We start from the raw sequence: 17860 nt of genomic DNA on the forward strand, positions 1-17860 counted from the left end.
GGTCATTCGGGCTTGGCCTCGCGGGACATGATCTCCCGCACCATCCGGCCGGCCGACTCGCCCTCGTGGCAGACCCGGACGACGGCCTCGGTGATCGGCACGTAGACGTCGTGCGCGCGGGCCAGGTCCAGCACCGAGCGGCAGGACTTCACCCCCTCCGCCGTCTGCCGGGTGGTCTGCTGCACCTCGGCGACGGACATGCCCCGGCCGATCCGCTCGCCGAACGTACGGTTCCGCGACAGCGGGGAGGAGCAGGTGGCCACCAGGTCGCCCAGGCCGGCCAGCCCGGCGAAGGTGGCCGGCTCCGCGCCCAGGGCCACGCCCAGCCGGGCGGTCTCGGCCAGCCCCCGGGTGATCAGCGAGGCGCGGGTGTTGTTCCCGAAACCCATCCCCTCGGTGACGCCGACCGCCAGCGCGATGACGTTCTTCACCGCCCCGCCCAGCTCGCAGCCGACCAGGTCGGCGTTGGTGTAGGGCCGGAAGTACGGCGTGTGGCAGGCCGCCTGCAGCGCCTCGGCGCGCGCGGTGTCGGTGCAGGCGATGACGGTGGCGGCGGGCTGCTCCTCGGCGATCTCCCGGGCGAGGTTCGGCCCGGACAGTGCGGCCACCCGGTCGGGCGTCGCACCGGTCACCTCGCAGATGACCTCGCTCATCCGTTTGGTGGTGCCCAGCTCGACGCCCTTCATCAGCGACAGCAGGGACGCCGCGGGCGGCAGCAGCGGCGCCCAGTCGGTGAGGTTGGCCCGCAGGGTCTGCGACGGGACGGCGAGCACCACGATGTCGGCGCCGTCCAGCGCCTCGGCGGCGTCGGTGGTGGCGCGGACCCGGTCGGGCAGCCGGATCCCGGGGAGGTACTCCGGGCTCTCCCGCGTCCCGGTGATGGCGGCGACCAGCTCGGCGCGACGGGCGTGCAGCACCACCTCGGTGCCGGCGTCGGCGAGCACCTTGGCGAACGTCGTCCCCCAGGAACCGGCGCCGAGCACTGCCGCGCGCGTCATGCCGCGTCCCCGGGCAGGTCACCAGGCAGTTGCCGGTGCGGTCGCGCGTGGAAGGCGGCCGGCGGCCGCTCGCCGCGCAGCTCCCCGAGCTGGTCGCGCACGCGCACCATGAGCAGGTCGGTCACCTCGCGGAGCAGCTCACCGGTCAGCGGCAGGCCGGCGCGCACCTGGGCACGGAGCGCGGTGAGGTCGACCGGCTCGCCGACCAGGTAGTCCGCCGGCGCCCGTAGCTGCAGGTGCAGCCGCCGGGCGTGGTAGTCGTGCACCCGCTGGGGCCCCCACTGCGCCACCGGGAGAACGGCGGCGTCGGTGGTGAGCGCCAGCCGGGCGACGCCGGTGCGGGCCTGCATCGGCCACCAGTCGGGGTCGCGGGTCACCGATCCCTCCGGGTAGATGACCACGACGTCCCCGTCGGCCAGGGCCTGGCGGGCGGCGTGCACCGACGACGCGGCCTCGCTGGACCCGCGGGAGACCGGGATCTGCCCGGCGGCGCGCAGGATCGTGCCGGCGAGACCGACGAAGACGGTGTCCTTGGCCAGGAAGTGCGGCACCCGGCCGTGGTCCCAGACGAGCCGGGCGCAGGCCAGCGGGTCGAGCACCGACACGTGGTTGGCGACCAGCAGCACCCCGCCGATCGGCGGGATGCGCCGGCCGTGCCGGTACCGGAGCTTGAAGACCACGGCGGCCACCGGGTACACGACGAACACGCACAGCCGCAGCGCCCACGGGATCGGACGCCGGGTCAGCCGGCGGGGCGGTCGCGGGGCGTGCTCGTCCACGGAGGCCGCAGGGAGCTGCTGCGACACGGGTCACCTCTTCGGGTCGGGCGAGTGGTGCGGCTCATGATCGTGCCTCCTGGCGGCGCCGGGGGTGCCACTGCCCCCCGGGCGCTGCCGGCGACCGCTGCGGGTCAGCCGGCCGGGGCCCGGCGCACCTGCCCGGCGCGCTGGGCGCGGAACACCTCGACGGGCCAGGAGGAGATCCCGCCGGTCCGCACCCGGGTGGCGGCGCCATCGGCATCCCACTCGTAGTCGACCGTCTCCCCGGCCGAGCCGAAGCCGGCCACCGACTCCATCCGCAGCGTGTCCGGGCCCTCGACGGTGAGCTCGAGGTGGCCCTCCACCGGGTCCGGGGCGCTGGGGTGCAGCAGCACCAGCCGGCCACCGAGCAGCGCCACGTCGACGACCCCCCACAGATTGGCGAAGCGGCCGGCGAACCGGGCCGGGTCGGCGCCGCCCGCCGGGGCGGCGGCAGGCGCCGGCTGCTCCGGCCCGGCCAGCGCGAGGTCGAGCAGGGCGAACAGCCCGCGCGCGAGGACGTCGGCCGGGCCGTCGACGGCGTTGGTCAGCACGCTGACCACCACCTGCGCCTCGGGATCGATCCAGGTGCGGGTGATGTGCCCGGGGTACCCGCCGCTGTGCCCGACCAGCCGGCGGTCGCCGGCGGTGCGCAGATCCATGCCGAGGCCGTAGTGGCGCACCTCCTCGTCGTGCGCGCGCACCTCGGACTCCGGCCGGCGCATCAGCCGCTTGCTGGCCTCGCCGAGGAGGCCGGCGGCACCGGTGAAGTGCGCGGCGCCGAAGGTGGTGAGGTCGGTGGCGGTGGAGAAGAAGCCGGTGGCCGCCGCCATGGCCCGGGTGTCGACGTGCGGGATGCGCAGCCGGACGTCCTCGCCGTCCAGCAGGCCGGTGTGCCCGGCGGCGTACTGGGCGGCCCGCCGGGCGTCCCACTCCGGTCCGGTGTCGGCCAGCCCGAGCCGGTCGACCACCTCCCGCTGCACGTGCGCGGCGTAGCTGGTGCCGGTGACCGCCTCGATCGCCAGGCCGAGCAGCGAGTAGCCGACGTTGGAGTACTTGAAGTGCTCGTTGCGCCCGAACACCGCGCCGCCGTCGGCGGCGAGGTCCAGCAGGGCGGCCGCGTCGGGAAAGGGCTGCAGGAGCTGCCAGTGGTCGTTGTCCCGGCCGTCGCGGACGACGCCGCCCTGGTGGCCGAGCAGCTCGCGGACGGTGACGGCGGCCACCTCGGGGGCCCGCTCCCGCACCGCCGGGACCCAGTGCCCGATCGGGTCGTCCAGCCGCATCCGGCCGGCCTCGACCAGCTGCAGGACGGCGGTCGCGGTGAAGGTCTTGGAGTGCGAGGCGATCCGGAACAGGTGCCCAGGAGTGAGCTCCGCACCGCTCTCCAGGTCGGCGACCCCGAGCGCCGTGGAGAGCACGAGCCGGTCACCGACCCGGACCGCGGCCTGCACGCCGGGCACGCGCAGCCGCCGGCGCTGGTGCGCCAGCCAGGACTCCAGGTAGGGCGCGGCTGCGACGGCCACCTCGGCGGCCCGGGTGGGCGGAGTGCTCATCGTGGTCGTCTCCAGGGTCTCGCGCGGGCCCCGGCTCGGAACGGGCGGGCGGGCGGGCGGCGCGACGGTGGGTCGCCGGATGTGCTGAGCTTCCCAGGTGGCGGGACGGGCGGTGCGGCGGTGGTCGGTGGTGGTGCCGGCCAAGCAGCTCGCCGTCGCCAAGACGCGGCTGCGCCCGCTCACCGGTACCGGCGGCCGGGGCCCGGAGGACCACGTCGAGCTGGTCCTGGCGCTGCTGACCGACACCGTGGCCGCGGTGGCCGCCTGCCCCGCGGTGGCTGCGGTCGTGGTCGTGACCGACGACGTGCGGGCCGCGGACGTCGCCGCCACGCTGGGCGCCCGCGCCGTTCCGGACGAGCCGCGCCGCGGGCTGAACCCGGCGCTCGCCCACGGCGCCCGGGCGGCCGGGGCCGGGCCGGTCGCCGCACTCTCCTCCGACCTGCCCGCGCTGCGCCCGGCCGAGCTGGCCGGCGCGCTCGCGGCGGCCGACGGGCACGCCGCGGCGGGCAGGCCCCGGTGCTTCACCACCGACGCGGCCGGCACCGGCACCACGCTGCTGACCGTCGCCGCCGGCGACCTCGGCCCCCGCTTCGGCCCGGCCTCCGCCGCGGCCCACGGAGCCTCCGGGGCGGTCCGGCTGACCGGCCCGTGGCCGGGGCTGGCCCGGGACGTCGACACCCCGGCGGACCTGCTCGCCGCCCGGGCGCTCGGCCTGGGCCCGGCGACCGGGGCGCTGCTGGACCGGCTGCTCCCGGCGACCTGCTCCGGCTGATCCATCGCCCGCCGTTCACCCGGATGCGGCACGATCAGCGGGTGCCCCGAGAGACCCCGCCGAGCGACGCCCCCCTACCGGCCGACCGGTACCTCAACCGGGAACTGTCCTGGCTGGACTTCAACGCCCGCGTGCTGGAGCTGGCCGAGGACGACAGCGCCCCCCTGCTGGAGCGGGTGAAGTTCCTGGCCATCTTCGCCAGCAACCTCGACGAGTTCTTCATGGTCCGGATCGCCGGGCTGAAACGGCGGCAGAGCACCGGCCTGACGGTGCGCTCCGCCGACGGGCTGACCATCCGGGAGCAGCTGGCCCGGGTCACCGACCGCACCCAGGACCTCGTGCACCGGCACGCCGGGGTCTTCAACAAGGACGTCGGCCCCCGGCTGGAGGCCGAGGGCATCCGGATCGTCCACTGGGACGGCCTGGCCGACGACGACGCGATGCGCCTGCGCGAGTACTTCCGCGACCAGGTGTTCCCGGTGCTCACCCCGCTGGCCGTCGACCCGGCCCACCCCTTCCCCTACATCAGCGGGCTCTCGCTGAACCTCGCCGTCTCGGTGCGCGACCCCGAGACCGGCGCCCCCCGTTTCGCCCGGCTCAAGGTGCCCAACAACGTGCCGCGGTTCATCCCGGTGGGGGCGGTCGGGGCGCTGGGCACAGAGCGCGAAGCGGTCTTCCTGCCGCTGGAGGACCTCATCTCCGCCCACCTCCAGCAGCTGTTCCCCGGCCTGGACGTGCTCGACCACCACCTGTTCCGGGTCACCCGCAACGCCGACGTCGAGGTGGAGGAGGACCGCGACGAGGACCTGCTGCAGGCCCTGGAGCGGGAGCTGGCCCGCCGGCGCTTCGGCCCGGCGGTGCGGCTGGAGGTCACCGAGTCGATGGACCCGCAGATCCTCGACGTCCTGGTGCACGAGCTGGAGATCAGCCCGGCCGACGTCGTGCACGTCCCCGGCCTGCTGGACCTCGCCGCCCTGACGGCGCTGTACGACCTGGACCGCCCCGAGCTCAAGGACGAGCCGTTCGTGCCGGCCACCCACCCGCGGCTCAGCGAGGGCGAGACACCCAAGAGCGTGTTCGCCACCCTCCGCGAGGGCGACGTGCTGGTGCACCACCCCTACGACTCCTTCGCCACCAGCGTGCAGCGCTTCATCGAGCAGGCCGCGGCCGACCCCAACGTGCTGGCGATCAAGCAGACGCTGTACCGCACCTCCGGCGACTCCCCCATCGTCTCGGCGCTGATCGAGGCCGCCGAGGCGGGCAAGCAGGTCGTGGTGCTGGTCGAGATCAAGGCCCGGTTCGACGAGGAGGCCAACATCAGCTGGGCACGCTCGCTGGAGCGGGCCGGCTGCCACGTCGTCTACGGGCTGGTGGGCCTGAAGACCCACTGCAAGACCGCACTGGTGGTGCGCCGGGAGAGCGGCGTGCTGCGCCGCTACTGCCACATCGGAACGGGCAACTACAACCCGAAGACCGCCCGCATCTACGAGGACCTCGGCATCCTCACCGCCGACCCGCGAGTGGGCGCCGACCTCACCGACCTGTTCAACACCCTCACCGGCTACTCCAGGCAGACCACCTACCGGTCGCTGATGGTGGCCCCGCACGGGGTGCGCGCCGGGCTGGTGGAGAAGATCCGGCGGGAGGCACGCCACGCCGCCGAGGGCAGGCCCTCGGGCGTCCGGATCAAGGTGAACTCACTCGTCGACGAACAGATCGTCGACGCGCTCTACGAGGCCTCGGCGGCCGGCGTCCCGGTCGAACTGGTCATCCGGGGCATCTGCACGCTCCGCCCGGGGGTGCCGGGCATGAGCGAGAACGTGCACGTCCGCTCCATCGTCGGGCGCTTCCTGGAGCACTCGCGGGCCATGTCCTTCGTCAACGCCGGCACCCCGGAGTGGTGGATCGGCAGCTCCGACCTCATGCACCGCAACCTCGACCGCCGGGTGGAGGTGCTGCTGCGGGTCAACGACCCGGTCGTGCAGCGCGACCTGCAGCGGGTGTTCGACGCCTCCCTGGCCCCCGACGTGCGCAGCTGGCACCTGACCGCCGACGGCAGCTGGACGCTGACCGGGGAACGGGACCACCAGGCCGAGCTCCTCGCCGATCGCGGTGAGCGAGCCAGCGAGTTCACCAGTGGGTAGGGCAGCACGGTGAGCACGCTGGCTGACCGGCCGGCCGGGGTGCGCGCCGCCGGCGGCGCGCTGTGGCGCGCCCGGGCCGACGGAACGCTGGAGACCGCACTGGTCCACCGGCCCAAGTACGACGACTGGTCGCTGCCCAAGGGCAAGCCCGAGCCGGGCGAGCACCTGCTCGGGACCGCGGTCCGCGAGGTGCGCGAGGAGACCGGCCTGGACGTCGTCGTGGGACGGCGCAGCGTGCGCACGCGCTACGCCGTCCGCACCCGGGACGGCGGGACGGCCGCCAAGGAGGTGGACTACTGGCTGATGCAGGTCACCGGCGGCGGCTTCGCCGTCAACGACGAGGTCGACGAGCTCTGCTGGCTGCCGGTCGCCGAGGCCACCGACCGGGTGACGCACGCCCATGATCGCGCGGTGCTCGACGACCTCGCCCGCACCGACGTCCCGCGCGCTCCGGCCCTGCTGCTCGTGCGGCACGCCAGCGCCGGTGAGCGCGCGGACTTCGACGGCCCGGACGCGCTGCGCCCGCTGGACCGGGCCGGCCGCGCGCAGGCCCGGCGGCTGGCCGACGTGCTCCCGGTGTTCGGGCCGGTCGACCTGCTGTCGGCCGAGCCGGTGCGCTGCCGGGAGACCCTCGAGCCGCTGGCCGGCCGGCTGGGCCTGGACGTGCGGCTGCTCCCGGAACTGGGCGAGCAACGGTTCAGCGACGACCCCCGGGGCGGGCTGGCAGCGATCGAGGCGCTGCTGGCCGCGCCTCCCGCCCGGGGGGTGACGGTGGTCTGCAGCCAGGGCGGCGCGATCCCGTCGGCGCTGATGGCGCTGGGCGTGCGCTGGGCGGGCGTCGCGGGGGCGCTGTGGCCGCCGTCGGCGAAGGGCAGCGTGTGGGCGCTGGGCGGCACGCCGGGGGCGCTGACCGCCGACTACTACCGCGACGTCGTCACCGACCCGGTCTGACCAGGCCGACCCCGAGCCACCACCATGGCGGCTCGGGGTCAGCAGGTCAGCCGGCGCGGGCGGGCAGCGTCTTCGGCAGCCAGGACGGCCGGGACGCCTCGAAGGCCGTCACGTCGTCCAGGTGCCGCTCGGTGAGGCCGACGTCGTCCAGCCCCTCCAGCAGCCGCCAGCGGGTGTAGTCGTCGACCTCGAACGGGACCGCGGTGTTCCGGTAGGTGACCTGCTTGGCCCGCAGGTCGACGGTCACCGCGGTGGTCGGGTCGGCCTCGACCGCGGCCCACAGCGCCTCGACGTCAGCCTGCGGCAGGGTCACCGTGAGCAGCCCCGACTTGGTCGAGTTGTTGCGGAAGATGTCGGCGAACCGGGAGCTGATCACGGCCCGGAAGCCGCCGTCGAGCAGCGCCCACACGGCGTGCTCGCGGGAGGAGCCGGTGCCGAAGTCGGGCCCGGCCACCAGCACCGAGGCGTCGGCGTACTGCGGCTGGTTGAGCACGAAGTCCGGCTCGTTCGTCCGCCAGGCGACGAACAGCCCGTCCTCGAAGCCGGTCCGGGTGATCCGCTTCAGGTACTCGGCCGGGATGATCTGGTCGGTGTCGACGTTGGTGCGGCGCAGCGGGGCGGCGGTGCCGGTGTGCGTGGTGAAGGCGTCCATCGGGTCAGGCTCCAGCTCGGGTGGAGGGGCGGGTGGCGATGCCGTTGTCGAGGTCGGCCGGGGCGGTGAGCTTCCCGGTCAGCGCGGTCGCAGCGGCAACGGCCGGGGACACCAGGTGGGTGCGCCCGCCCTTGCCCTGCCGGCCCTGGAAGTTCCGGTTGCTGGTCGAGGCCGCCCGCTCCCCCGGCTTGAGCTGGTCGGGGTTCATGCCCAGGCACATCGAGCAGCCCGCCCCGCGCCACTCGGCGCCGGCGTCGAGGAACACCCGGTCCAGGCCCTCGGCCTCGGCCTCCAGCTTGACCTGCACCGACCCGGGGACGACGAGCATCCGGGTGCCGGCGTCGACGTGCCTGCCCTTCAGCAGGGCGGCGGCGACCCGCAGGTCCTCGATCCGGCCGTTGGTGCACGAGCCCAGGAACACGGTGTCGACGTCGATCTCCCGCAGCGGCGTGCCGGCGGTCAGGCCCATGTAGGCCAGGGCGGACTCCGCGGCCCGCTGGTCACCCTCGTCGGCGAACTGCGCCGGGTCGGGGACGACGCCGTCGATCGGCAGGCCCTGGCCGGGGTTGGTACCCCAGGTGACGTAGGGGGTGAGCGCGGCGGCGTCGATGTGCACCTCGCGGTCGAAGGCGGCGTCGTCGTCGGTGTGCAGCGTCGACCAGTACGCCACCGCGGCGTCCCAGTCCTCGCCCTGCGGCGCGTGCGGGCGACCCTGCAGGTAGTCGAAGGTGGTCTGGTCGGGGGCGATGAGCCCGGCGCGCGCGCCGGCCTCGATCGACATGTTGCAGATCGTCATCCGGGCCTCCATCGACAGCGCCTCGATGGCGCTGCCGCGGTACTCGATGACGTGCCCCTGGCCGCCGCCGGTGCCGATCTGGGCGATGACGGCCAGGATGACGTCCTTCGCCGAGACGCCGGCGGGGAGTTCGCCGTCGACGGTGACGGCCATCTGCTTGGCCGGCTGCTGCGGCAGCGTCTGGGTGGCCAGCACGTGCTCGACCTCGCTGGTGCCGATACCGAAGGCCAGCGCGCCGAACGCGCCGTGGGTGGAGGTGTGGCTGTCACCGCACACGATGGTCATGCCCGGCTGGGTCAGACCCAGCTGCGGGCCGATGACGTGCACGATGCCCTGGTCGCGGTCGCCCATCGGGGCCACCCGCAGGCCGAACTCCGCCGCGTTGCGGCGCAGCGCGTCCACCTGGGCGCGGGAGACCGGGTCGGCGATCGGGCTGAGGATGTCCAGCGTCGGGACGTTGTGGTCCTCGGTGGTCATGGTGAGGTCCGGCCGGCGGACGGTGCGCCCGGCGGCCCGCAGCCCGTCGAACGCCTGCGGGCTGGTGACCTCGTGCACCAGGTGCAGGTCGATGTAGAGCAGGTCGGGCTCGCCATCGGTACGCCGGACGACGTGCGACTCGTACACCTTCTGCGCCAGTGTCTGGCCCACGGTGGTCCTCCTCGAACGGGCAGGTGGCGGCAGCTCGGCCGCCTCACCCACTGGTGTCTCATATGGTGGGATGCGAGTATTGCTACGTGGGACAGCCTAACCCCGTTGCCGTGCTGGACAAAGCAGTGACCATCCTGCGCGCGGTCGCCGACGAACCGGCGAGCCTCGCCGACCTGGTCGCGCGCACCGGCCTGCCCCGGGCAACCGCCCACCGGCTGGCCACCGCGCTGGAGGGCCACCGCCTGCTCAAGCGCACCGCCGGCGGCGCCTGGGCCCCGGGCCCCGGCCTGGCGGAGTTGAACCGGGGCGGTTCCGACCTGGCCGAGGTCGCCGGCCGGCACCTTCCGGGGCTGCGCGACGCCAGCGGCGAGAGCGCCCAGTTCTACGTCCGGGACGGCGCCAGCCGGGTGTGCGTCGCCGCCGCCGAGCGGGTCAGCGGGCTGCGCGACACGGTTCCCGTCGGCGTCCGGCTGCCGCTCACCGCCGGCTCGGCGGCGCACGCGCTGCTCGCCTTCGCCCCGGCCGAGGAGGTCACCCCGCTGCTGCCCGCCGCCAGCTTCACCGCCCGCACGCTGCTCGACGTCCGGCGCCGCGGCTGGGCGCACAGCATCGCCGAGCGGGAGGTCGGGGTCGCGTCGGTCTCCGCCCCGGTCCGGGACGGCGCCGGTGGGGTGCTCGGCGCGGTGTCGATCTCCGGCCCGGTCGAGCGGCTGGGCCGCCGGCCGAGCCCCGAGGTGGTCACCGCCGTCCTCGACGCTGCCGCCGCGATCTCCCGCGCCGCCCGTTGAAGGACCTGCCTGCCCCCCGCCACTCGCAGGCTCGCGGCGGGCCCCTGCAGGCTGGCCAGGGCTTCCGCTCGTCGTCGGCTGGGCGAAGACTGCTCCCATGACCGCCATGGACACCGCCCGCGGCCGCGCCCGGGTCGCCGAGCCCGGTGAGGGCATCGGCCTCGACGAGCTGGCCCTCGCCACCCGCAACCACGGCCTGCCGCTGGAGGCGCTGCGGTACGACGTGACCCCGCCGGGGCTGCACTACGTGCTGACCCACTTCGACATCCCCGCCGTCGACCCGGCCAGCTGGACACTCGAGGTCACCGGCGCGGTGGAGCGGCCGCTCCGGCTGACCCTCGCCGACCTGCAGCGGCGCGCCCCGGCCACCGGCCGGGTGCTGCTGGAGTGCGCCGGCAACGGGCGGGCCCGGCTCGAGCCGCGGCCGGTCAGCCAGCCGTGGCTGCTGGAGGCGGTCGGCTCCGCCGAGTGGGGCGGCACTGCGCTGGCGCCGCTGCTGCAGGAGGCGCGCCTCTCGGCCGACGCGGTGGACATCGTCTTCACCGGCGCCGACCACGGCGTGGAGCGCGGCGTCGAGCAGGACTACGCCCGCGGCATGCCGGTGGCCGAGGCGCTGCGCCCGGAGACCCTGCTGGCCTGGTCCATGAACGGCTCTCCGCTGCCGCCGCAGCACGGGGCGCCGCTGCGCCTGGTCGTGCCCGGCTGGTACGGCATGGCGCAGGTCAAGTGGCTGACCCGGATCGAGGTGCTCGAGGAGCCGTTCACCGGCTACCAGAACGCCACCGCCTACCGGCTGGCCACCGAGCCGGGAGAACCGGGCGAGCCGGTGTCCCGGATCCGCCCACGGGCCCTGCTGAGCCCGCCGGGCTTCCCGGACTTCATGACGCGGGAGCGCTTCCTGGCGGCCGGGCCGGTGCAGCTGTCCGGGCGGGCCTGGTCCGGCCGCGCGCCGGTGACCCGGGTGGAGGTGAGCACCGACGGCGGGCGGACGTGGGCCGATGCGGTGCTCTCCCCCGTCGACCCGGCCCACCCGTGGGCGTGGCGCGCCTGGACGTGCACCTGGACGGCGGAACCCGGGCCGGCCGAGCTGCTGGTGCGGGCCACCGACGCGACCGGCGGGACGCAGCCGGTCGAGCAGGAGTGGAACCGTCAGGGCATGGCCAACACCCTGGTGCAGCGGGTGCCGGTGACCGTCTTCCCGCCCGGGGACTAGCTTTCGTGGGCCGGACCGCGGTCCTCCGCGGCCCCCTCGGCCGCCTCGGAGCCATCGACGGCAGCGCCGGGGTCGACGACCACCGGCCGCAGCCGCGTCCAGAGCACGAACGCCAGGGCCACGACCACCATCACGATGCCCGACCAGAGGTTCGCGTTGACCCCGCCGGTCTTGACCATGTCCTGCTCCGAGCTCCCGGCCAGCCCCATGACCACCAGGACGACCCCGTACAGGCCGATCAGGCCGGCGATCACGTTGCGGACGTCGTAGGCCCCGGCGGTGTGCCGGTCCCCGCTGTCCGTGCCGTCGTCGGTGCTGTGCGCGCCGCTCATGTGCTGCCCCTCTCGGCTGTCGCTGGCCACGGTCAGCGGAAGATGACGTTGAGCACGATGACCATGACCAGCGAGATGCCGGCCAGCTTGGTGGGCGACTGCCACCAGGGCAGCCGGTGCGCCTCCGGGTCGGTGCGCACCTCCTTCGGCGTCTCGGAGTAGACGAGGCCGGCCAGTTCCGCGACGGGTTTCGGCGCGGTCACCTGGCTGACCACCACGCTCACCGCGATGTCCACCACGAACGCGGCGCCGGCAGCGACGAAGGCCGCCCCCTGCCCGGGCAGCGTGATCACCCCCGTCTCGTTCATCACGAAGACGGCCAGGGCGGCACCGGTGCCCGAGACCAGGCCGGCCCACCCGGCCGTCGGGGTCATCCGCTTCCAGAACATCCCGAGGATGAACGTGGCGAACAGCGGGGCGTTGAACAGGCCGAACAGCGTCTGCAGGTAGTTCATCAGGTTGCTGTAGCCGGCCGCGATGAGCGCCGTGCCGATCGCGACGACCGTCGCCCCGACCGTCGCCCACCGGCCGACGCGGAGGTAGTAGTCGTCGGGACGGTCCTTCTTCACGTACTGCTGCCACAGGTCGTAGCTGAAGACGGTGTTGAAGGCGGAGATGTTGGCCGCCATGCCGGCCATGAAGGCGGCCAGCAGCCCGGCGATCGCCACGCCGAGCAGGCCGTTCGGCAGCACGTCCCGGATCAGCGCCAGGATCGCCTCGTTGTAGGTGAGGCTGCTCTCCTCGCCGGCCTTGAGCGCGGTGATCTCCGGGACCAGGACGGCGGCGATCATCCCGGGGACCACCACGATGAACGGGACGAACATCTTCGGGAAGGACCCGATGACCGGGGTGCTCCGGGCGGCGGACATCGACTTGGTCGCCATCGCCCGCTGCACCTCGACGAAGTTCGTCGTCCAGTAGCCGAAGGACAGCACGAAGCCCAGCCCGAACACGATGCCGATGGTCGACCACACCGGGTTCTCGAAGCCGGAGAGCTCGGTCGCCGGCCACGAGGACAGCTGCTCCCCCTCGCCACCCGGCGAGGCCTGCACCCGGTCGATGAGGCCGCCGACGCCGCCGACCCGGTTGAGGCCGATCAGGGTCAGCGGCAGCAGCGCGGCGACGATCACGAAGAACTGCAGGACCTCGTTGTAGATCGCCGCCGACAGACCTCCGAGGGTGATGTAGCTCAGCACCACCACGGCCGCGACGATCAGCGAGATCCACAGCGCCCAGCCCAGCAGCGCCTCGACGATCGTGGCCAGCAGGAACAGGTTGATCCCGGCGATGAGCACCTGGGCGAGGGCGAAGCTGAGCGCGTTGACCAGGTGCGCCCCGGTGCCGAAGCGCCGGCGCATGAACTCCGGGACGCTGCGCACCTTGGACCCGTAGTAGAAGGGCATCATCACGACGCCCAGGAACAGCATGGCCGGCACCGCGCCGATCCAGAAGTAGTGCATCGTCGGCATGCCGTACTGCGCGCCGTTGGCCGACATGCCGATGATCTCGACCGCGCCCAGGTTGGCCGAGATGAAGGCCAGTCCGGTGACCCAGGCCGGCAGGGACCGGCCGGACAGGAAGAAGTCGAGGCTGTCGGACACCCGCCGGCGGGCGGCGAAGCCGATCAGCATCACGACGGCGAAGTAGGCGACGACGAGCGCGTAGTCGATGAACGACGCATCGAGCCGCAGGGTGTCGTCGGCAGCGAGGACCACCGCGTCTCCTCTGGTTCGCAGAACGTCTCGGGCCCCCGGCGCCGGTGACCCCTGCTGCCGTCAGGGCGGGGCACCGGGGGCGCGGCGCGATGATCAGCCCCGCGGACGCTAGCACCGCTCCGGCTGCCCGGCAGGTCGATGATCGGTGCCTCGGCGGCCGACGGCGACCGGCAGCACGAGAGCCCCCGACCTGGGCAGGTCGGGGGCTCTGCGCGGTGTAGCCCCGAAGGGATTCGAACCCTCGCTACCGCCGTGAGAGGGCGGCGTCCTGGGCCGCTAGACGACGGGGCCGCGGTGGTGCAGGTGCCGCGACGATGATGCCATGCCGCCGCCGTCGGGCCACCCGGGCCCCCGCCGGGCGGCGGACGGGCCCGGACAGGGCGAGAGCCCCCGACCCGGGAGGTCGGGGGCTCTGCGCGGTGTAGCCCCGAAGGGATTCGAACCCTCGCTACCGCCGTGAGAGGGCGGCGTCCTGGGCCGCTAGACGACGGGGCCAGGCTCTCGTGGTGCTGCCGTGCGGTGGTGCTGGAGGAGATGGTGCTTCCTCGCTGGGGTACCAGGACTCGAACCTAGACTAACGGAACCAGAAACCGTCGGGCTGCCAATTACCCCATACCCCAAGGGTGTTTCCAGCGCCTCATGGCGCCGGGAACGAACTGTACCCGATGCCGGGCCCGGGGTCGCGGGCACCCCCGGGCCGGCGGCGCGTCAACCTCCGCCGCCCACCCCGGGTGCCGTCGGTCCGTGCTGGTCAGGGCGGGGATGGCCACCTCCGGCCGCCGGCCGCGCCCACCGGTCGTCCGGCGGCGGGACCCAGCGCGGGGCGGGCGGCACCCACGGCGGCGCAGGCGGCGTCCAGGCGGCACCGGGGGCCGCCCACAGCGCACCTTGGGGCAGCGCCGAGCGGAGATCGACGGCGGGGCTGAGCACCTCGGGGCGCAACCGCCCCCGCGACCGGGCCACCCAGCACACGAACGCGACCATGGCGAGGATGCCGAGCAGCACGGTGGCCCAGTCGAGCAGCGGGCTGGTGCCCGAGGAGGCATCGATGGCCAGCACCTCGTCGCCGAGCAGCCCGACCAGCACGAAGATCACCACGTTGTTGACCGCGTGCAGGACGATCGCCGCCTCCAGCCCCCCGGTCAGCCAGACCACCGCGGAGAACGCGAGCCCGATGGCGAACCGGTCGAGGAAGGTCAGGAAGTCCGGTGGGAGGTGCGCCAGGGAGAACAGCGCCGCCGTGACCACCCCGGAGACCACCGCGCCGGCCACCGGACGCCCGATCCACCCGGCGATGGCCTGGCTGAGGTAGCCGCGGAAGACGTACTCCTCGGCGGCGGCCTGCAGCGGCGTGGTCAGCAGCACGACCAGCAGCACCCAGAGGAAGGAGGAGTCCGGCCCGGTGACCGCCACGCCGCTGGTGACGACGGCGAGCACCACGGTGAGGCCCACCGCGAGGCCGAGGGTGAGCAGCGCGCGCAGTGTGTAGGGCCACAGCAGCCGCCAGCGCAGCCGCCCGAGCACCGAGGAGGACCAGCCGATGCCCAGGCCGTGCGGCACCACCCAGCAGAGCCAGACGATCGGGATCGCCACGACCAGCGAGGCGTTGGTGACCAGGAGCACCACCGGGTCGGTGAGGTCGTCCAGCGCCAGGTCGGGGGCCACCCCGGTCACGGCGGCGACCACGATCAGGACCACGACGGCGACGAGGTACAGCACACCGAACAGCAGCAGGCCGAGCACCGGACGCCACCAGGCCCAGTCGCGGGCCCGCATCAGCAGCAGGTAGGGCTGCGGAAGGTCGTGCGGCGGGGCGCCGGGCGGCGTGGTCGGCGGCACCGGGCCGCCCGCCGGCCACGGGGCCGGCCCCGGCCAGGCCCCGGGTCCGGGCCCGTAGGCGCCGTACGGCGCGGGCGGGCCGTACGGCGCGGGCGGGCCGTACGGCACGGCCGGCGGTGCCCCGTAGCGGCCGGTCGGCGGCGGGCCGGTGTAGTGGCCCGGGTCCGGCTGCCACGACGTCTGCTGCCCCGGCGGCGACCAGGGGCCCGCACCGGCCGCGGATCCACCCGACCAGGGCTGCCACCCCTCGGGCCGACCAGCCGGCGGGCCCGGCAGCCCGCTCCCCCGGCCCGGCCCGCTCATGCCCCGGTCTGCGCGCGCGCGGCGGCCAGCCGGGCCAGCGTCCGCTCCCGGCCGAGCAGCTCGATCGACTCGTACAGCGGCGGGGACACCGTGCGCCCGCTGACCGCGACCCGCACCGGGCCGAAGGCCTGCCGTGGCTTGCGCCCGAGCCCGTCGACGAGCGCCTGCTTGAGCGCCGCCTCCAGCGCCGGGGTGCTCCACTCGGCCAGCCCGGTCAGCGCGGCCGTGGCGGCGTCGAGGACCTCGGCCGCGTCGGGCCCGGCCAGCTGCTTGGCCGCCGCGGCGGAGTCGAGCTCCACCTCGTCGGTGAACAGGAAGCCCAGCAGGCCGACCGCGTCGGACAGCACGATCATCCGCTCCTGCGCCAGCGGGGCGATCGCGTCGAGCACGGCCCGCTGCTCCGGCGTGGGCGGGTCGGCGATCAGCCCCGCGCCGGCGAGGAACGGCACCACCCAGCTGGTGAACTCCTCGACCGGCAGGGCGCGCAGGTGCGTGGCGTTGATCGCCTCGGCCTTCTTCAGGTCGAAGCGGGCGGGGTTGACGCTGACCCGGGTGACGTCGAAAGCATCGACCAGCTCGGCCATCGAGAACACGTCGCGGTCCTCGGCGATGGACCAGCCCAGCAGCGACAGGTAGTTCGCCAGCCCCTCGGGCAGGAAGCCGCGCTCGGGGTAGACGTCGAAGTTCGCCTGCGGATCCCGCTTGGACAGCTTCTTGCTGCCGTCCCCCATCACGTAGGGCAGGTGACCGAAGCGCGGTGTCCCGGCGGCGACCCCGATGTCGGTGAGCGCGGCGTAGAGGGCCAGTTGGCGCGGCGTGGAGGGCAGCAGGTCCTCCCCGCGCAGCACGTCGGTGATCTGCATCAGCGCGTCGTCGACCGGGTTGACGAAGGGGTACAGCGGCGCACCGTTGCCCCGCACCAGCACGAAGTCGGGCACCGACCCCGCGGCGAACCGCACCTCGCCGCGGACCAGGTCGGTCCAGGCGAGGTCCTCGTCGGGCATCCGGAGCCGGAGCACCGGCGAGCGGCCCTCGTCGCGGAAGGCGGCCTTCTGGGCGTCGGTCAGGAAGCGGTCGTGGTTGTCGTACCCGAGCTTCGGGTCCTGCCCGGCAGCCCGGCGCCGCGCGTCGACCTCCTCGTTGGTGGAGAAGGACTCGTAGGCGTGCCCGGACGCGAGCAGCGACGCGGCGACCTCGCGGTAGACGTCGTGCCGCTCGGACTGCCGGTAGGGGCCGTGCGGGCCGCCGACCTCGGGGCCCTCGTCCCAGTCCAGGCCCAGCCAGCGCAGGCTGTCGAGCAGGTGGCGGTAGGAATCCTCGGAGTCGCGGGCGGCGTCGGTGTCCTCGATCCGGAAGACGAACGTGCCGCCGGAGTGCCGGGCATGCGCCCAGTTGAACAGCGCGGTGCGGATGAGCCCGACGTGGACCATGCCGGTCGGCGAGGGGCAGAACCGGGTCCGCACGCCGCCGGCGGGCGGAGCCGTCATCGGGGCGTCCCCGCCGTCGACGTCGGGTCGGCACCGGCCACGGTGTTGGCCAGCGTGCCCAGGCCCTCGATGACGCACTCCACGCGCTGCCCGGGGGCGATGGGGCCCACCCCGGCGGGGGTGCCGGTGAGCACGACGTCGCCGGGGAGCAGGGTCATCACCCTCGAGATGTGCGAGATCAGCGTGGGCAGCCCGAACAGCAGCTGGCTGGTGCGGCCGGACTGGCGCAGCTCGCCGTCCACCCGGCAGGTGATCTCCAGGTCGGCCGGGTCCTTGCCCAGGCCGCGCAGGTCGGTCTCGATCCACGGGCCCAGGGGGCAGAAGGAGTCGAAGCCCTTGGCCCGCGTCCATTGGCCGTCACCGCGCTGCATGTCGCGCTCGGAGACGTCGTTGCCGATCGTGTAGCCGAAGACGCTGTCCAGCGCCTGCTCGGGGCTGACCTGCCGGGCGCCGCGGGCACCGATGACGACGGCGAGCTCGACCTCGTGGTGCACGTTGGTGCTCCCGGCCGGGATGCGGATGGCGTCACCGGGGCCGATTACCGACGTCGAGGGCTTGAGGAAGATCAACGGCTCCGCCGGCGCCTCGCCGGTCTTCATCTCGGCGATGTGGTCGGCGTAGTTCTTCCCGATACCGACGACCTTGCTGGGCAGGATGGGCGAGAGCAGCCGGACGTCGGCGGCGGCGAACCGCTGGCCGGTGAAGGAGATCTGGCCGAAGGGGTGCCCCTCGATCTGGGCGACCTGGCCGTCCCCGTCGAGGACCCCGAAGGACATGCCGGCTGGGTGGGCGAAGCGGACGATGCGCACGTCGATGAGGTTAGTCGGGCCGGGGACCGGCGCCCCGGCCGCGTCGCCGGGCCCGGGGCAGCC

15 protein-coding genes and 3 tRNA genes are annotated in these 17860 nt (G+C 74.2%); 5 read left to right on the top strand and 13 right to left on the bottom strand.

Features of this window, described 5'->3' with window-relative positions; genetic code table 11:
* Window positions 1-2 precede the first annotated feature (2 nt).
* The 3 genes from ACYVG5_RS17445 to ACYVG5_RS17455 form a co-directional block, all read right to left on the bottom strand.
* Complete coding sequence (locus ACYVG5_RS17445; protein WP_222049241.1) at window positions 3-998, bottom strand: NAD(P)H-dependent glycerol-3-phosphate dehydrogenase; 996 nt, start codon at window positions 996-998, stop codon at window positions 3-5.
* A complete protein-coding gene (locus ACYVG5_RS17450; protein WP_222049240.1) occupies window positions 995-1804 on the bottom strand; it encodes a lysophospholipid acyltransferase family protein in 810 nt (269 codons plus the stop codon). Before ACYVG5_RS17450 ends, ACYVG5_RS17445 begins: the two co-directional genes overlap by 4 nt.
* 104 nt (window positions 1805-1908) lie before the next feature.
* Window positions 1909-3348 (bottom strand): serine hydrolase domain-containing protein, encoded by a 1440-nt coding sequence (locus ACYVG5_RS17455; RefSeq protein WP_222049314.1) that lies wholly within the window; start codon window positions 3346-3348, stop codon window positions 1909-1911.
* Window positions 3349-3445: 97 nt separating this feature from the next.
* Between ACYVG5_RS17455 and cofC the strand changes: the two genes are divergently transcribed.
* From cofC to ACYVG5_RS17470, 3 genes are read left to right on the top strand one after another with little or no spacing between them, the layout of a single operon-like run.
* A complete protein-coding gene (gene cofC, locus ACYVG5_RS17460) occupies window positions 3446-4120 on the top strand; it encodes a 2-phospho-L-lactate guanylyltransferase (protein WP_460683394.1) in 675 nt (224 codons plus the stop codon).
* 41 nt (window positions 4121-4161) lie between these two features.
* Window positions 4162-6264, top strand: a complete 2103-nt coding sequence (locus ACYVG5_RS17465; protein ID WP_460683395.1) for an RNA degradosome polyphosphate kinase — start codon at window positions 4162-4164, stop codon at window positions 6262-6264.
* 9 nt (window positions 6265-6273) lie between these two features.
* A complete protein-coding gene (locus tag ACYVG5_RS17470) occupies window positions 6274-7215 on the top strand; it encodes an NUDIX hydrolase (protein WP_222049237.1) in 942 nt (313 codons plus the stop codon).
* Between the two features lie 46 nt (window positions 7216-7261).
* Here ACYVG5_RS17470 and leuD read toward each other — a convergent pair whose 3' ends face one another.
* Window positions 7262-7867, bottom strand: coding sequence for a 3-isopropylmalate dehydratase small subunit (gene leuD / locus ACYVG5_RS17475; protein WP_222049236.1), 606 nt, complete (start codon window positions 7865-7867; stop codon window positions 7262-7264).
* A 4-nt stretch (window positions 7868-7871) separates the two neighbouring features.
* On the bottom strand, window positions 7872-9311 hold the full coding sequence (gene leuC, locus ACYVG5_RS17480) for a 3-isopropylmalate dehydratase large subunit (RefSeq protein WP_222049235.1): 1440 nt from the start codon (window positions 9309-9311) through the stop codon (window positions 7872-7874).
* An 86-nt stretch (window positions 9312-9397) separates the two neighbouring features.
* Here leuC and ACYVG5_RS17485 point away from each other — a divergent pair, with 86 nt between their 5' ends.
* Both ACYVG5_RS17485 and ACYVG5_RS17490 read left to right on the top strand, forming a co-directional pair.
* Window positions 9398-10099, top strand: a complete 702-nt coding sequence (locus ACYVG5_RS17485) for an IclR family transcriptional regulator (RefSeq protein ID WP_460683396.1) — start codon at window positions 9398-9400, stop codon at window positions 10097-10099.
* 97 nt (window positions 10100-10196) lie between these two features.
* Window positions 10197-11312: a sulfite oxidase gene (locus ACYVG5_RS17490; RefSeq protein WP_246630522.1), complete on the top strand. Its 1116-nt coding sequence runs from the start codon at window positions 10197-10199 to the stop codon at window positions 11310-11312.
* Here ACYVG5_RS17490 and ACYVG5_RS17495 read toward each other — a convergent pair.
* From ACYVG5_RS17495 to ACYVG5_RS17530, 8 genes are all read right to left on the bottom strand, one after another.
* Window positions 11309-11644, bottom strand: coding sequence for a hypothetical protein (locus ACYVG5_RS17495; protein ID WP_222049233.1), 336 nt, complete (start codon window positions 11642-11644; stop codon window positions 11309-11311). The genes ACYVG5_RS17490 and ACYVG5_RS17495 overlap by 4 nt on opposite strands.
* Before the next feature lie 32 nt (window positions 11645-11676).
* Window positions 11677-13359: a sodium:solute symporter family protein gene (locus ACYVG5_RS17500; RefSeq protein ID WP_222049232.1), complete on the bottom strand. Its 1683-nt coding sequence runs from the start codon at window positions 13357-13359 to the stop codon at window positions 11677-11679.
* Window positions 13360-13577: 218 nt separating this feature from the next.
* Window positions 13578-13650 (bottom strand) — tRNA-Glu (locus ACYVG5_RS17505).
* A 131-nt stretch (window positions 13651-13781) separates the two neighbouring features.
* Window positions 13782-13854, bottom strand: a tRNA-Glu gene (locus ACYVG5_RS17510).
* A gap of 53 nt (window positions 13855-13907) precedes the next feature.
* Window positions 13908-13979 (bottom strand) — tRNA-Gln (locus ACYVG5_RS17515).
* A gap of 88 nt (window positions 13980-14067) precedes the next feature.
* Window positions 14068-15501: a CPBP family intramembrane glutamic endopeptidase gene (locus tag ACYVG5_RS17520; protein WP_222049231.1), complete on the bottom strand. Its 1434-nt coding sequence runs from the start codon at window positions 15499-15501 to the stop codon at window positions 14068-14070.
* Window positions 15498-16988: a glutamate--tRNA ligase gene (gltX, locus tag ACYVG5_RS17525; protein ID WP_222049230.1), complete on the bottom strand. Its 1491-nt coding sequence runs from the start codon at window positions 16986-16988 to the stop codon at window positions 15498-15500. Before gltX ends, ACYVG5_RS17520 begins: the two co-directional genes overlap by 4 nt.
* Window positions 16985-17797, bottom strand: a complete 813-nt coding sequence (locus ACYVG5_RS17530; RefSeq protein WP_222049229.1) for a fumarylacetoacetate hydrolase family protein — start codon at window positions 17795-17797, stop codon at window positions 16985-16987. The genes gltX and ACYVG5_RS17530 overlap by 4 nt, the downstream gene beginning before the upstream one ends.
* Between the last annotated feature and the right edge of the window lie 63 nt (window positions 17798-17860).

It is taken from the genome of Modestobacter lapidis, assembly GCF_054780755.1.